Here is a 17,716-nt window from a genome sequence, read left to right on the forward strand (position 1 = left end):
AAAGTTGGGATTAGATCATAATATTTATTCATTTTTTTATCATGTTGTTTTAGTTAATTCCTTCGTAACGACTGGTTAAAGGTGTAGGGTGTTTTTTTCAACGATAGAAAAACAAACCTTTCACCTTTTTATTTAGCCAAATTGTACTTTATAAGTAGTTATTCTGTCATGTTGAGAAAATTACAGACGATAATATAATCGCGACAAAATATACTCTGCCAGAATACTATGTTCACTAAATATACGCACAAATCAACATTAGGTCTTATTGTTACATCGCTTTTCTTAAGCGCATGTGGTGGTGGGGAAGGTGGTGGTGATAATATCCCGCCAGCAAGGAATACAGGAAGCATCTCGGGTAACGTTTATGATGCCCCTGTAAGTGGTGCAAAGATAGAGGTGTTCGAATACAAGGATGGAAACTTGGGTAGGAAGCTGGCAAGTACAACTTCCGATGCCTTTGGTGACTATAAGGTTGAATTTGAATCTTCATCGATGCCACTTTTCATCGTAGCGAAAGAAGGCAGTTATACTGACCCTCTAACAAAAAATACGGTGTCTTCTAGTAACGGAAAAACACTCCGTTTAGAGGCCATGGTTAACTACAAGGAAGGTGGTGACCAGAGCTTAATGATAACCCCTTTGACGAACATCGTATCGGGCTTAACTAAATATAAGATTGGCAAGGGCTCATCTGATTCTGATGCTATATCTGAATCAATTAATAGCATAAATGATATGTATGGTTTCAATGTTAACGAAACCAAACCAATTGACATAACTAAAGGCGGTCAAAGTAGCTTTGCTACATCAGGACATAAATATGGCGCCTTGTTAACAGCTTATTCTTCATTTGCGAACGACCTAATCCAAAAATACGGTGAAACTCAAAGTGATATTTACACTTCGATTCATTTAGCGGATATTCAGTATCGAGATGTGATTGCTGATGGTCTTCTAGATGGGCAGGAAATAAGTGCAGTGTCAGGAGGCGTAACCCCTTTAACCTTTGGTCAGCAAAAAGTTTCTAGTGATATTTACACTAACGATTTAGCTCAGCATGTTCTGATTGTCGTCAATGATCTCAACTTAAATGTTTCAGGCACGGATGCAGGCGAGTATGTTGAGTTTAGTAATAAAGTTAACGAGCTTGGTACTAGCACAGGAACCGAGGGTGTTTTACCTCCTCGTGATGAAACTGCAATTGATACCCAAGCTCCTACAGTGTCACGAACAGACAGCGGTGTGTTGGCTGGGGTTGATAGACTGGATATAAAGATAAACGATGAAATTGGCGTTCAAGGTGTCTCCGCGTATCTAGAATACCAATTAAATGGAGAGTGGTCTTATGGAAATAAATGTGATGATAAGACAACTTCGGGTAGTGACTTTTGTTTTATAGAGTTCAACGATTTTCAAGGGGGTCTTCGTGAAACAAGCGTAAAAGTAAGGGTAGATACCAAAGCCATCGACAATGTGGAAATCGATCCTAAAACTGATATTTCAAATGTCACCGCCGCACGTTTGGTTTTTTATACCACTGATGTATTGGGTAATGAGCTAGTTAAAACGCGTAATTCTGGTCATTACGTCGACTTCAAATGGGACAATTATGCGCCGGTAATAGAAGTCACTTCAAGCAGTTCAATAAATAATAATACCAAAGAATATGTACTTAAAGGCATTGTAAAGGAAGGCTCGCAACAGGTTGAATCGGTTACTGTTTCATTTAAAGGTGGCTTGGATGAAGTCGTTGCTTGTGGAGGATATACCTGTGAATTTAGTAAAGAATATTCAACAAGTGAATTCGTAACACGAACAACATTTGAAATTAAAGCGAGTGATAGCAAAGGTAATATTGGTAAGAAACTTCACGAAGTTGCTCGTGATGACCAAGTACCGGCACAAGTGATTAGTTATCCTGAGAATGCCCCAATGAATTACGTGAATGTTGGTGTCGATGGTGAGCGAATAACAAAAGAAGATATCTATACGCAAGATACTTATACGTCCGAGTCGGTTAACTCGAGTCGTGATTATCTGAAGATCGATTACCTTTACGCTAGTAAAGGGATTCTAAATTCAATTCCCAGTGTTGATTTTAGCAACTTCAATGTAAATATTTTAAAAGAAAATAAAATTCCATATATTCGCGTAAGGGTATCTGACGGTAATGGAGATATAGGGTTAGGTGCTAGTGCCGAAAAACTTAAGTTAGTTGTAAAATATTACGTTAGCCAAAATAATGACAATAATTACGTGCTTCAAAAGGTGACAGATACCGTAGCTTCTAGCGCTAACATTCCACATGAGAGTATTTCGGATGAAGACGGTCATGTAAATGAAGTGGTCTACTATGTTCCCTTCGTCAAAGAAATATTGGGCGATAATTTTGATTCAACGTCGGAAAATGCCAGCCAAAAGTTAGTTATTCAAACTATTGATGAATCTGAAAATGAAAGTGCCGAACAAGATGTGTATTTTCGAAGCAGTTTTGATTTACCAACGATGACGATCGTTACTCCTTTTATTGGCGCTAATGTTTTGTTAGAGGGATTAAATCCCAAGGGTGAATTTACCTCGTTAGGTAGATGCACCACGATTCAACACATAGAAAGCAATGGAGTAACCAAAGCTCTTGATGTTGCAGGATGTGATACAACAACTGATGTCGTGAACTACGATTTTATGCGGGTTCGTTTAATCGGTGTTGATGGTAATACACAGCCCTATTACTATAAATGGCAGAAAAATCCAGACTCACAGTCAGAGAAAGTTGACTTAAATAGCACAAACTTAGGTGCTTACTTTAAACTTAATGGCTCCAAGACACTTTATATTACTGAACTATCGGCATACCAAACCGGGTTGTTTGACTCTCAATGGAATCAAGTTGAGGCTGGAAATAAAACGCCTGAGGTTGCTTCTCAAATTTTAGGCGATGTCCAAAACGCTCTAGCTAATGGTAGTAACTCTTTTTTTGGGTTTGATCCGACTCTCGTATCATATGCAACGAATGAGATGCTGAAAAGCTCAATTCCAGAAAAACTGTCCAATAATTATATTCACAGATTTTTAGTGGAAGCTATTTACGATCTGACTCAAAAGCATAATATGCTCTTGAGTAGCTCTGTTGATTTTGCTTCCGCCATTTACGATGATTTGCAATATGATGGTCTAGCAAATGGTATTGGTAGTGGTGGCAAAAAACTAGTTCTAGACTCTTATGAATTTAGTTCAGATTCTTATCGGCATGATTTGGCACAGTCATATTATGACATTATGACTGTTAAATATGGTGTTGAAGCTAACTTCGCTCAAAGGTACGCCGATCATATATCAATGGCTAACCCTGATTTAAATAACAAATCAGTTATTGAGGGCGAGGGTGAAAGTATTGATAAATCACCGCCTAAGCCATCCCTGAATATCGAAAATGGTCGAGAAACATGGATCGGAAACAAGCACTACGTGGCCGGTGTCGTTGATTCTCGAGTTGTCTTGGAAGATCCGTCTGGCATTGTTGTAAAAGCGGGGAGCCAGCCCTCTTTTTCTACTATGTGGTATGAAAAAAACAAGCCCAATGCGGGAATCCCAATTGATGTGAATATTCAAGAGTCAGGTAGTGGTGATAACTATAAAAAAGAGTATTTATTTACCCTTAATACGGAGTCTTCAGATCTTAAAGGTATGGTTGAATTTGCACTTATAACGAGTGCTATGGATGAACATCAAAATAGCTATGGCTACAATGGGCACGCTCCTCACACAGTAAGATTGTACATTGATAACGAGTTTCCCTTTGCAACGTATATTTCTCCTAGCGATGGGAACGGCCAACCAATCGACGAGAGTGTTTATTTAAACACCAATTATGTCCAAGAACTAACTTTCAAAATTGACGATATTGTTGGTGATAAGCTGAATATGCGTGGCCTTACGTTCTATAACTCGGTAACGGGTGTGACGCATGATTATGAGGCTAATTCACACTTTTCAAGTAATACAGAGAATGATTTTAAGGTAAAGCTGTGCTCTGGGAATAAGTGTAGTACTGAAGGCAAAATTATTAGTCCCGAAGATGGAAACTGGGCGGTATATGTTAACGCTGAAGACAATTTGTCGAATAAAGTTAATCGGCAGACACCCAATGCACCTAAATTTAACGTTTTGCTAGATTCAAAAGGTCCGGTTGTTAATGGGGCTAAAATTACTAATTATTTAGGCGGAAATTCAAGTTGGGTTCCAGATATAACATGGAGCTTAAGCCCTGGTAGTTTGGTTGAAGTGGACATGAAGCGAGAGTCTGGAAGACGCTTCACTTTAAAACACTACGAAACAGAACCAGCGGCAAGTGCAGAACCATATTTACTAGGTATACAACCTAACGTAGAAGTTAGAATGGTGGCAGATGCATTCAAATATAATGAGAAAAACGTATTCTACGTAACCGCAACAGACAGCTCTTATCCATCGGGCACAAATAGCGGTGAATTCGAGTTTCAAGTTGACAACAAGGGGCCTGTAATCGAATTAGCTGAACCATGGGTGGCAGATAACAACTCTGGTGAAAGTTATGTTGTTGGTTCCCACTTTACTGTGAAGCTCAACTCTATATCTGATGATTCCGACGTATCTAAGGTTGAGCTCTGGCAGCAAGGTCAAGGTGCCGCTATACGTTCAATTGTCCCTAAAAATCCAACGCAACCGTTTGACATTGAAATTGCAGAAAATCTAAGTAGGAACATTGTTATTGGCGACGATAACAAGGCGAATTTGTATCTTAAAGCTGTAGACGAATATGGGTTCGAATCTGAAACGGAAATGAAAGCTATTTTGTTGGATCGTGAAGGGCCATCGCTAAAACTTAATGCATTTGATCCTGACAGCTATTATGTGGGGGGCTATATATTCAATCTATCTGCACAAGATTTAAATGGTAGAGGAACAGCTTCAACTGACGGTGTTAATCAAGCAACATTAGAGTATTGGACCTTTAAAGAGAACGCCTCTGATGCAAGTACCTCGGTCGGTGAAGATATGAAGGTTCCTTTAGGTGGCCAAAATGATGGCGATAGCGCCGTTCGCACAATGAGATTAGCTGGCTCGGATGTTAGGGGGAATACGACAAGCGTCGATTATGCGGTTAAAGTTCAAAATTCTGAACCAACGATTCATTCGGTAACCTTTAAATATGAAGATGGGACACCAATTTCCTCTAGTGGAGGAAACCAAATTACTCGTAATGATCCAGTCATTATCACTATTGATGCTGAAGATCAAAGCGGGATACCGTTGGTGGAGGGTACTTACCAATATGGTGAGCAATCCAACAAAATTTCATTTTCTCAGAAAGGCGGACTCTGGCAAGCTAGATTAACATCCGCTGAGTTATCAAATGACGGGAGTTATGAGCTGAGATTCAAAGTTTATAACAACGTTCGTTATAATTCAGGCCAAGAAAGGCCCGTCACTGAAAGGTCAGAAAGTATCAATGTGCAACGTCAGGGTGTAGTGCTTTCAATCGCCAAGCCAAATGATTTTCAAAGTCATATTGCGGGGGATACCTTAAATGTTGAATTTGGCCCTGTAGGGGATGTGAAAGCAAAAAAACTAGAATGTTGGGTTAGAGAAAATTACACCTCTGACGGGGTGCCTAATGATGGCTCAAACAATGCTTATTCAGGAGTTATTACTAACCCACAAGAGAGCTATAAATGTGGTGTCAAAACGAATGTGAATATGTCGGTTTCTCCTGTTGTTTTGATAGCAAAAACAGTCGGAACAAATGGCACTGAAACCGTAAGTAAATTCAGCTTTAATATGATGGATATCGAAGCGCCTTTGGTTGAACAAAACACATATCAATTTACAGGTAATGATGTTGGCCTAAACGCTAAAGGTCAGAAAATGCTGAGTTTGACTTTGAGCTTTAAAGACAACCTTTCAGGTGTAAATATCAGTGATGGTAAAAAGCCTATATTGGTGAGAAATCGTTTAAATATACCTTTTGAACCAAAGAGCTGTAGTACAGTGTCAGACGTAACGACGTGCACGTATACAGAGCTGTATGCTGACATTCTTCCTCCGGGGGCGTTACGACATTTATACACTATTAAGAATTTATCTGACTCTGCTGGAAATTTAGGTTCGGACCATGCTTTAGAATTATTGCTTCCAGCTCAAGGTGATTTGGATATCATAATTAGCAGTCCTACTGCAGATTCTATTATTCGAGGTGAGACGCTTGAAATGAACTTTAAGGTCAAGGTTAGGAAAAATTCTGATCTTGAAAATGTCGTAGCTAACCTGGATGGTGCGGCGTACAATTTAAATGATCACCCGGAAAAATTTTATCCTTTTACAACGTGTGCCAATGGTTATTTTTGCTCCACATTTATCGCTCCATTAGATGATAAGCTTGATGGGCAGAGCATCAAGCCACGAATTCAAGTCATTGATGTATGGGGTGAGTCAAAAAGTGATGAAGTCAGGGTAATGGTAGATAATAGTAAGCCAAATATTGACGGCTCTGTAACTCTTAGCCAATCTCAGGATAATGCGAACCTGATTAGATTTCAATTTTCTGCTTGGGATGATGGCAGTGGTTTGGCAAGCGTTAAGTATACAGTGATTAATCCTAAGCATGTTTTCGATAAAGATGACGTTGGCGACAGCTCACACCTCTATTTTGAGCTTCCAAAAACTGACTTACAAGGAGTAAGCTCAATTCGAGTCAATGTCGAAGCAACGGATAATGTTGGTTGGGCTCAAAACAAGACAATCGATATAGATATAAGTACCCCAACCATTGGAGTGGCTTTTGATGGAATATCAAGCTTGCAAGGAGGCAAGCTTGTTTTTACCAACAACAGCCAGGTATTCAACATTACGTCTAATGAGGGGGCGAACGTAAAGGCTTCGCACTATTCTATCGATTTGATTCCTAATTCAGGTAGCACGATTAGCTTTACTGGAAAAATCGTGTCTGCTAAAGGCTCAGACACTATGACTTTTGGCGTTGATGACCAATTACCGTATAAGTACAAAGTAACGGTGACTGACTTTATAGGGCGGACCATCACTGATTTTGACATGTTCAATCGAAGTTACAATGCTCAAGGGGTTGAATCGATTGTTGATTACCAAGCGCCAGTTATCACAAGTATAACTGGTAGTCAGGATTCGATGACTCCTGTGAACGGTCAATATTATGTGAATGTTAGAGCATACCTTTCAGATAAGAACATAAGTAGTGTGGCTTCGACTGCAGATAATGGGACGGGTATCCTTGTTAATCCTCAGTCGATAGTAAAACCCGCCAATGACGGTGACCCATACTTGATACGTTACCTGTTATCACCGGGCAACTACTCGCTAAAAGTAACAGCAGTAGATTTAGTTGGTCATAAAGTTGATAAATTAATAGCTCAGAAAGTAGAAGCCGCAAGCATTCCAGCACTCGCGATATCGACAACCGCGTCAATGCCATTAGCTGGTGGCGTTGAAATTCCGCTATTGTTTACCTTTACCGAGGAGGTCAACAACTTTGAATTTTTGGATTTGAAAGTGAACGCCAGTGATGGCAACGATACCGGGATTTTGAAGCAGGCTTCTTGGAGAACGACAGACAATATAACTTGGACTGTTGACTACATAACTCCAATAAAACAGAACAAAACCATCACGATACGGGTAGATGATGATAGCTATCAAAGCGTAAATACTATCCCCGGCACAGGGGATAGTTTGGTTTTGGGGGTTGAGGGTGTGTTACCAACCCTGTCTAGCGTGAAATTTGCGCCAATGCACCAGGAAACAGGCAAAGATGTAAAAGTAACCCTTGAGTTTGATAAAAAATTACAAGAAGTAACGGCCATGCTTGGTGGTAATCAAATCAACTCACTAACTGCCACGGCTGATAATAAAGTTTGGCAGGGTAACGTTCAGGTGCCTGATACCAATGAATTAACTGTGGCTCTGATTGTAGACCAGTACAAAGATCTCGTGGGTAATGTGGGCACGCAAGACCGTACACATTCACTGCCTATCACGCCCACGTTGGTTATCACGCCAGTGAGCAACGTGGACGGCAGTAACGCCACGAACTTGGTGTTTTCAGGTACATCGACGCGTTTTGATGGCCAAGGGCTTAGCCTGGAAGTGAAAGCGCAGGGCAATGATGTGGTGTTGAAAAGTGGCTCTGCGACAGTCGCCAACGGTGGGGCTTGGAGTAGCAGTACCGTTGACATCAGCGATCAACCGAACGGCACTTACACCGTCATTGTGACGGGCACCAACGCTTCAGGCGTGCAAGTCACCGAAAGCGCAAGCTTTACGCTGGCGCAAGCCATGCCGACGTTAATGAGCGCGACGTTTAACCCAACGCATCAAGCGATAGGTCAAAGCGTATCGGTCAGCCTTAAGTTCGATAAAGCGTTGCAAGCGGCCAGTGCAGAATTAGGAGGCACGCTCATCTCGCTGACGAAGAGTGCGGATGCTAGCGTGTGGACAGGGAGCGTGTCGGTCCCTGCGTCGTCTGATTTGAATGTTGATTTGGTGGTGAAAGATTACCAAGACTTATCGGGTAATGTGGGGGCGCAAGACAGCACACATTCTCTACCTATTACGCCAACCTTGGACATCACCCCTGTGGGCAGCGTGGACGGCAGTAACGCCACTAGCTTGGTATTTTCAGGCACATCGACGCGTTTTGATGGCCAAGGACTTAGCCTAGAAGTGAAAGCGCAGGGCAATGATGCGGTGTTGAAAAGTGGCTCTGCGACAGTCGCCAACGGTGGGGCTTGGAGCAGCAGTCCCGTTGACATCAGCGATCAACCGAACGGCAGCTACACCGTCATTGTGACGGGCACTAATGCTTCAGGCGTGCAAGTCACCGAAAGCGCAAGCTTTACGCTCGCGCAAGCCATGCCGACGTTAACGAGCGCGACGTTTAACCCAACGGTTCAAGCAATAAGAGCTGAAGAGGCTGTGATTGAATCGGTTTTTACTCTGAATAGTGACGTGAGATCCACGGCGGTTATTAAACCAAACCTATTTCATCAAACTTTTGAGTTAGATAGTAATAAAAAATTCGCAGCATAGCGCCAATCGTTATGCAAGAAATAAGAAAAAGGTCTGCCCGTTGAGCAGACCTTTTTTATACACATATCTCAGGCTATAGATATTTAAGCGTACTGTATCCCTATTGCCTCTAATTTCTCCACAAATATCGATATAATGTTCAGTGTGAATGTTATTTTCAATTAATGTCCATTTTTATTGAAATATTTTCTTTCAAATTAATTCATTATTTAGGTGAAATTTAACTAAGATAATTATTATAACTAGTGATGTGATCAAAATACTGATTTTATCGATATTTTGCATAGTGTTTTTTGATGTGAGCCCCATAAAAGTACCATCTTGATAATAGATGGGGACTCTATATAGTAGCCACATCACACTTTGTAATTAGTGTGGTGTTCTGCTTTGGGTAATTATTTTAACCCCTATTTTTAGCTAGTTTGTTTATTTAAACATGTTGTCTATTAGCTGTGTTTGTGTGGGAATTTATTCCCACTTTTTTTTACTCTTTTACTATCGATACATAATGCTTATACAAGCTTGCTAACTCGAAGGTATGTCGCCACTAGATACGTATTTCCGGTTTTGTTGGCATTGACTTTAACGTGTTACAACGAATGTTACATGATGTTGATGCGTAATTATCTGCTCCGTTAGCTTGCTAGTCAAATTGACTATTTATCCTGTTTAATTGACTGTTTTGCTAGCGTTTTAGCAGGTGGTGTTACCATTTCTAATTTGTTGAAATTTATAATTATTCCGCGTAGAATTTCTTCAACCAAATCGTTTTTTAAGCCTTATCAGCTTAGCTATCACCGCAACTATTGATACCTGTAGGTTGTGGAGAATCCAAATGCACTTAGTTTGCAAATTTATATCTAGTTCGTCCCTCAGTACGAACGACCTTCAATATGTCTTAACACCAGATGAGTGTGTAGGGCTATTTTCGCGTGTGCGCACCCCTAAAGACATCTTGACTCAGTTACCAAGCACTCTGGTTCAGCAGATTACTGCGTCGGCTAAAAAAAATGTCCACAGCCTGCTCAACGCGATTCGAGTTGAACTCGTAAAAGCGAACTGGGTTTGCCTTTCTTTCAATGTGCGACGTAGTCCATTAACCAGTAAACAGCTGGCAAGCTTTCCTAAACTGAAGATACATGTTGATAGGGTGAGTAATTGCAGTTCAGAGCGCGCTCACAAAGCCAACTACCAGCAAGTTGTCGATGATGTACCTTTGGCACGTCACTATAGCTTCTCGCCAGTTGAACCCTCCCCAGAACACAAAATTGTGGTCGAGTTTGCGGGCCAGTGGTCTAGCAATGCGGCATGTTTAGCGCTAAGTAAAACCGATGAACAGCAAGGAAAGGTTACGGTAGCAAAACCCGATCTCGCCAACAAACACCGCAGCCTAGCGACGTTTAAAGATCTCGAGGCTGAGGGCAAAACGCTTTATATTAAAATCCCTTGTAAAGACCGACCACAACCGATTTTATTGAAATTGGCTGAAGATCTACAACCCGTAGATAAAGAAAGTCAGATGGACGAATGGGATAATATATTAGTGCCTATTGTTCCACTTCATTTCCCTACTGGTGATCATTCTGATGAGGCGTCCGAAATTTTCGGCTCTGGATTTGTATATGTTATTTGGAACAATGAAATATGGCGTGAATTAGTCATTGAAAGAAATGGTTATTTTTCAGATATCGATATTAATGTTACTTCCACCGACTCTAGGCCAAGAAGGCATGCCGATATACATATAGAGGACTCTGAGACAGGCGCTATACATACTTATGAACCCTTTAAGGTGTTGCAAAACGGTGAGGTCGTAAGTGAAGGTATGTTGAACGGTTCAGGTGAGGCGCGCATATTCAATCTAGTTGAGGAAGAAATTGAAATAGTTTTGACTGAGTATGATCCTCCAATATCAATGAAAGTTGAAACTTTTGTTAGTCCAGTCGACGGTACCACTGGAGGAAGGGAAGCAAAAGGTTACTCATTGCCTCATATCTGGGTGCCGTACAAAGTTCAAGGTGAACCTCAAGATGTGTATATGTTTTACAGTTCGAATCAGTTAAGTCACAGTCAGTTATCTGAGCTAGCGTCGGCTCCGGAAGTTCAAGCGACAAAATTGGTCGATCTTGAGACATACAGTAGTGAACAGAGCTTTAAAACTGGTGATGGGATCACTCGATTGCTGTCTGTTTTGCCAAACGCTGCAAGTGATAAGCAGAGTGAATACGCGGTCCTTCAAAGTCAACTAAACCAAAATGTGGCTGCTGTTTATTTGAACAAGCCTGTAGAGCTTGTTTTTGAATATCCCGGTTATGCAACTTTGGATGAGTCAGACGATTATTTTGAGCTCAAGCAGTGTGATGGTGATTGGTCACAACGTGTATCGCTTCGTCAGTGTGCAAAAACAGACAAAGGGGCTAGGTTAATTAGCTTCTCTGGCTGGCCAGTTGAAGTTGAAAAGGTCGATCTAGTGCGTGGCTATTTGGGTAACAGCAGGCAAAATCGTGATAACCAAACCGTTATAATTCACCAGACACCCATTGCCGACTTATTGGCTTATAAGTCGAGCGAATAGCGGCCAATGCCATTACATCAAGAATGTTATCTATTTGCTTAACCTAAATGCAAATACTCCTAATTATAAAGAGAATAACGAATGAAACTACGTCATAGCTTAAGCCTTATTGCGTTGTTGGTATTGTCAGGATGCAACAACGAATCAGTAGAACCAACAGTACCTGAGCAGCAACAAGCGGTGAAGCCTCAGACCGTTGAAAATGATCCTGTTGCGTTAAAAAATGCACAGCAGTGGGATGATGGTCGTGTTTACATTACCGAAAATAATTACGTTATTTATGATAAAGAAACGGGTAAACCTAAATATACCATTCGAAAAGCTAAAGAGTGGCCACGAGAGGACATTAGCAACCAAGATTCCTATGATTTACCTAGAGTGGTGTTCCGTTGGGATAATGGACGAGGTGACTCGAAAGATCTCTATGAGATAGGAGACAAAGTATGGAGTGTCAAAACGGATGGTACTGACTTACGTTTAGTCGCAGATGAATTTGGCGGTATGGTTCGGTTAATGCGGATGTCTCCAAACAATCGCTACTTAGCTCTGGCGTATTCCGCCGAAGAAGGGATGTTTAAGGTCATTAAAGATCTCAAGACGGGCGAGTATATCGAGCTAGGTCGCTCTCGCGGTTATCCAGAATTCCTTTGGGCGGAAGACAGCAGTTACCTCTACTACGTTGATAAATTTAGAGACTGGAAGTACACCTTAGCGACTGGTGTTAAGCGACAAGTAGAAACAGAGTTTAACGAGTATTCTGTGATTTATCAGGGGAAGCGGGTAATTGCTTCGGATTTAGGGGTTGGAGTATATGATGAATCGCAAGATGAATGGCTATATAGCGTAGTTCCTGATGAAACGAGTGAGGTGGCAGTTGCACGTTTTAGGAATAAATCTATAAGCCCGACAGGTCGGTATGTCTGGGCTGAGACGCGAACACACCGCTACCTAATAGATGTAAAAAACAAGTCCTTCCAATCGGAAGAAATAATTCCACGAGCAATGGGCAAGTTTCGCTATTTTGAAGTTTTGGGCAAAGATGCGAATTATATTCATGAAGGAGCAGCTCGAGTTGTTGTTAGTAAACTAACAGAAGAAAAACACTTTGGTCCTTATTTAAAATGGAAACAGACCAATAGCGGTCACAGTGCAGACCTATCTTCTCTTTATAATGCTTTTGCCAACAATGGTGATTTTGTAACAGGAGATGAACTATGAACCCTGTTGAATCATGTAGTGTCATTCCATTACATGCTAATTATTATTTGTTTGGCACTTATTTTCCCGCATCTAGAGTAGAAGGGGAAAAACAGAAAGACAAAGTAACTTATCCAGCCTGGCATAAAGAAACTAGCCTAGTTGGCAATCAGGAAATAACTAATGTTCGCCCGTTAGCAAAAGTGCCAATGCTAAACCTAACAAATAGCGATAACCCAGCACTTTGGGCGACCAACCAAGAGTTTAAATTATGCTCACTGGGTAATGGGAAGCCGGATAAAAATGGGGTGTTTGAAGTACTTTCTCCAGAATGTCCTATTCATTCCTTAGGCAAAGATTTACCAAAAGGGGGTGAACAAACTTTCAATTTTCGTTTCCCATCATTGCCACTTATTGCCTCACTTGCAGAGCTATCACCTAAAGAGTTGGCTGTAGAAATTGCAAAGCTTAGTGGTCAATTGGATAACAGCGAAGTTCAACTTACACTAACTGAGATCAGCACAGATCAATTGGCAGATCCTTATCAAGAAGATACAAACGGTCAGCTGAGCGAAGAGAACGCAGCATACAACAAGTGGTACGAAGAAGTTCGTGCTCTCAAGCAACCACTTAAGGGCTTTGTTCTACCTGTTGTTTCTAGCTGTGCAATCGTTTTTTCGGATGAAGGGTATTTAAACGCTTCAGTTAGTTTGTATAAGTTTAAAGTTGGGAATGGCAAAGGAACCGACGAAGGCAAGTATGAGAAAGTTGGGGATACAGTTCAAGCTGTGCTGCCCAAAAAGACAGAGAATATTGATCAAAACCAATACCCTTGCGCATTGTTTTATATAGATTCGGCGGCGTTTGATGAAGGGCTTTACAGTATTCGGGTAGAATTTATACCAAGTCAAATGGATAAACCGATTCCTGATTTTGTTAAGAACGCCAATATTGAGCAGTATGACGATGGTTTAGATACTGCTTACACATACGAATTACGTGAACATATCTCTTTTTCTTCTAGCACGCCATTAGGTAAATTCGCCATTGTCAGTGGCGATATGATTTCCTTAGAAGAATCTTTGATTTATCAATACCCGCAGTATTTCAGCAACATGAAGCACTACCTTCATGGTAATGCACAAGGAGCAGCAGCCAATACACCAGCATCTCGAAGTCTCACACTACTTAAGAATATCCGAGATGTGTCTGCACAATTAGGTGCAGGGCTGATGAGTGGTAGCCTGCAAGAAACCCTCGATAGTGATGGCAGGCAAGCGGTGTTTAATAATGTCTCGAAACTCTATTGGGATACCGTGAAAACAGATATGCCACCGGCGATGAAAGCCGCTGGAGAACTTTACTATGGTATTTATAGCACTAAAGCTGCCCTGGATACCCTGCGTGAATTACATTCTCCTCAAACGGTAAGTGTTGGGTGGAAACCATGGCTCCATGCAAAAGTGCTTAATACTCCGGAGCTACGAGCGAATACATTTTCCACGGCAATGGAAGCCGCCATGGGTAATCGAAAAGTGGTGGCAGGGCGAGTTGCTGAAGCCTGGCTTACTGGGGGAACATCGATTGGGGTTAACGCGTTTGGTACAGTGACCAGTGGCATCGACCTGGTTAACAAAGCCAAGGCGGTATTAAAGCAGGGCAAAAAAGTAGAAACGGCAGACAAGGCGACAGGTGAGGTCGCTGATGATTACCTAAAACATATCCCTGTTTGGAAAACCAGAAACACAGCTCAAGAGGATAAGATTGATCAGGCTCTAGAAAAGGCGCGCGAGAAGTCTAAAGAACAAATCACAGCCTACATGGTGAATGACTCTCGCGGTGCAGGGATTGGAATCAAGTTCGAATTTAATTCTAAAGAAACTGAACTAAAAGAAAACGAAGCTGTGTTCATGGAGCTAGGTTCCGCACTTGCGGAGGTGTTAGAAGCGGAATCAAATTTAAGGGTTGAGGTCGAAGGGCATGCATGCCAAGTCGATACCGCTGAAAAAAACATGCAGGTGGCGGCAGATAGAGCGGAAAATGCGAAAGCTCTGCTGTTAAAGGTATCTTCTGTTTTTAAAGACCGAATTTCAATTGAGGCGTTTGGGGAAAGCCGACCTATCTATCTTCCAGTTGAAGGCGAAAAAATTGACCGTAATAATCCAAACTTAAAACAGAACCGACGAGTCGTCATACGCATATATATGCAATCTTTCGATGTGTATTTCCATCCTAGCCGTTATGGCTCACAAGCGATGGAACGTTCACGTTTAGCTCTTGAAATCGCAATGAGTACAGAAGACAAACTTGAAGCCGAATTACGGATGGCGGTATTCGATAGTTTGGTTGATGTCGCTTCTTATGTGCCGGTTGTTGCTCCGGTTGCTCGCGGGGTAATTGTAGCTAAAGAAGGAACAAAAGCTGCCATTTCAGCTGTCAAAATGATCGACCATGCGCTACTGGACTCCTTGTTGAATGAGCTGAATGAAAAGCATAATGTGAAGCGTGAATTGGAACGATTATCCAATATTCATATTGAGTTACTTAAAGAACTACGTAAAAGTAATATTGCTTTAGAAAGGAAGGAAATCAATTCCTACAAAGAGCTTGTCGCTCACTTCGAGAGTGAAGAATCTAGAAAGGAGTTGCTAAAGCGCTACCAGCTTAGAGCTTTGGCAATCAATGGTTTGGTTTTACTACTCGCCGATCTTGGTGTTAAAGCGCATGCCGATTCATTGGTGTCATTTGAATCTTTGGTGAAGCGTTATAAAGTAAAAGACTATATTGAGCGTTACATTCTAGGAGATGATTGGTCAGTTCATACGATTAAAGGAAATACTATGGCTGCCAATTGGAAGAACCAGTGTGAAAATCAATTTTATGACGCGTTGGCTGAAAAAATGCCTGCGGCTTCACAATATTGGCCGGCACCAATCTCTGAGAACAGCAGGATGAATGCTTACTCTTGGTATCAAGTTGGGGATAACAATAAAGCTTCAGGGGCTTTTAATCGAGTTTTCCCTGTTCAAACGATGCTATTTGAACACCCAGAAGAAAGCATGTTTGAAAACTTTACTCAGGCATTTAACCCACAAGATAGTGAACTAAAAAAAGAAGCGATAGGGTTCTGTCGAATCTTAATTAAATCGGCGCGCTTTCAAGAATCGGATAAGCCCGATTGGCTACCTTATGATAGTTGGATCAAACAATCAGATAATGGTCATATAGGGCCGTACGATAAAGTTAAAGTTCAGATAGTGCTCACCAAGGCGCACAAATACGCTCAGGAATTGACCGTAGGCTATAACCGAGTAGACGGTCTTGAAAACATAAATGGTCCCGCTTTCAGAGATTGGATGTTACCTAAAAAGGTCGCTGATTTTGAAACTGACCCAAATGGTGAAATTGCTAAGTTTTATAAACAACAAGGTGTCAATGAAGAGTCAACATTGATTGCAATCGACCATTGTCCATCCTATCGTTTCGGTAGTGTGATGATTGATGGAATGAAGCCGATGACATCCAAGTCTAAGCTACTGTTTGCCGACGCGATATTTAGTCTTGCTGCTTCTGGAAGTGCAAAAGCTGGGAACCCAAGTGATTATTTTTCTGAAACCGATTCATTTAAGCGCTATGTAAAAGGCGGCGGCTTTCAAAACATGCGTTACAGCCTATCGATTAGGAAAAAGAAAGGGGATGTCAATTTCTACCTGCCTGCGGATTACATACAAGGTAAAGACTTTGACGACTTGCCAGATGAGTTAAAAGTTGGAGTGTTGAGTACCGAAACGAAGTTAGTGTTGCTTGATACTTATCTCGGTGAGAAGGCGCTACTTTTGCGTGAGAAAGATCTTATGGTCGAGAGCTTTACCTTAATGAATGCTAAGAGTAAGAAGAACTCTATTCCAGTCATCAAAGGGATAAAGCAACAAGTCGTCGCTATCGAAACTCAATCTTCAGGACTTAACTTCTTCCAAAGTAAGGAATGGATTAACTCAGCTCACAATATTCGACGCGATGGGTTTTCATGGGGAAACAAAGGACAAGAAGACCCCGCGAGTATGTACGTTTTGTTATTGGGTGATACTCATAATAAAGACGCGTACGAATCGACACGAATGGACTGGCGCTCAGTGAATATGTCTATTCAACTGGGACTAGAAGGTAATAAAGGTAAGTTGGTCAAGGGTCCTAGGTACTTTTCAGACATGCACCATGTTGGTGAGTTTTCTTGTGATAATGGTTCTTGGGAATTGACGAAATCATCGTCAGAAAAGAATCGCAGTGAGATCAATGCGATGAAAATCTTTATTGATCAAGCTGTGGCTAGCGTAGAGAAAGAGAATGATTTACAAAAAGGCACAAGCTATACAGTCTATTGTATGAAGTTTGATTTGGGTTATGTTGCGCCAACGGGCGCGCAGCTAAAAGGTCTAAGGCCATTTGGAGGAGTCATCGGAGGCAAAGCGAACCTTGAACTGTCTGTTACTCACTTGAACCAAGTTGATGTAGATGGCACACATGATTACGACAAAGGAAGAGATGTCGTTGTGTCATTACCGTCTTTAAGCTCAGATAAAGCTCTTGCTGGTAATTTCTTTAGTGATATGCCATGGCTTATTTTTAAAGAACCAACAAAAAATGGTGTGGATAAGTCAGCGTCAGAAACGTGGAAACAGTACGAAGACTCGGAACGGAAAAAATGGCTGAAACACTGGATAGAGAAACAACCAGCAGTCACTCAAGCTCCTAAGCCTTTAGAAAAGTCATTAGATAATCCAATATAAAAATAAAAAAAACCGCCTTCGGGCGGTTTTTTTATTTTTATCGGAATGACTG

The 17,716-nt window shown here is 41.3% G+C and carries 4 protein-coding genes; all 4 read left to right on the forward strand.

Going from position 1 to position 17,716, the window contains the following annotated elements; translation table 11 throughout:
* Window positions 1-228 precede the first annotated feature (228 nt).
* The 4 genes from ACED59_RS03980 (at window position 229) to ACED59_RS03995 (ending at window position 17,664) form a co-directional block, all read left to right on the forward strand.
* The gene (locus tag ACED59_RS03980) at window positions 229-9,105 is read left to right on the forward strand and encodes a tandem large repeat (protein ID WP_371704914.1); all 8,877 of its coding nucleotides are present in this window, start codon (window positions 229-231) and stop codon (window positions 9,103-9,105) included.
* Window positions 9,106-9,940: 835 nt separating this feature from the next.
* On the forward strand, window positions 9,941-11,680 hold the full coding sequence (locus ACED59_RS03985) for a hypothetical protein (protein WP_029223830.1): 1,740 nt from the start codon (window positions 9,941-9,943) through the stop codon (window positions 11,678-11,680).
* An 81-nt stretch (window positions 11,681-11,761) separates the two neighbouring features.
* A complete protein-coding gene (locus ACED59_RS03990) occupies window positions 11,762-12,898 on the forward strand; it encodes a hypothetical protein (RefSeq protein WP_017097120.1) in 1,137 nt (378 codons plus the stop codon).
* A complete protein-coding gene (locus ACED59_RS03995; protein WP_017097121.1) occupies window positions 12,895-17,664 on the forward strand; it encodes an OmpA family protein in 4,770 nt (1,589 codons plus the stop codon). The genes ACED59_RS03990 and ACED59_RS03995 overlap by 4 nt, the downstream gene beginning before the upstream one ends.
* The last annotated feature ends 52 nt before the right edge of the window (window positions 17,665-17,716 follow it).

The sequence above is a fragment of the Vibrio sp. FF266 genome (assembly GCF_041439695.1).
Classification (GTDB): Bacteria; Pseudomonadota; Gammaproteobacteria; order Enterobacterales; family Vibrionaceae; genus Vibrio; species Vibrio tasmaniensis_A.

What these genes read in the sequence shown, in the direction of transcription:
- ACED59_RS03980 (WP_371704914.1), top strand. Translation starts at nt 229, where the DNA reads ATGTTCACTAAATATACGCACAAATCAACATTAGGTCTTATTGTTACA.
- ACED59_RS03985 (WP_029223830.1), top strand. Translation starts at nt 9,941, where the DNA reads ATGCACTTAGTTTGCAAATTTATATCTAGTTCGTCCCTCAGTACGAAC.
- ACED59_RS03990 (WP_017097120.1), top strand. Translation starts at nt 11,762, where the DNA reads ATGAAACTACGTCATAGCTTAAGCCTTATTGCGTTGTTGGTATTGTCA.
- ACED59_RS03995 (WP_017097121.1), top strand. Translation starts at nt 12,895, where the DNA reads ATGAACCCTGTTGAATCATGTAGTGTCATTCCATTACATGCTAATTAT.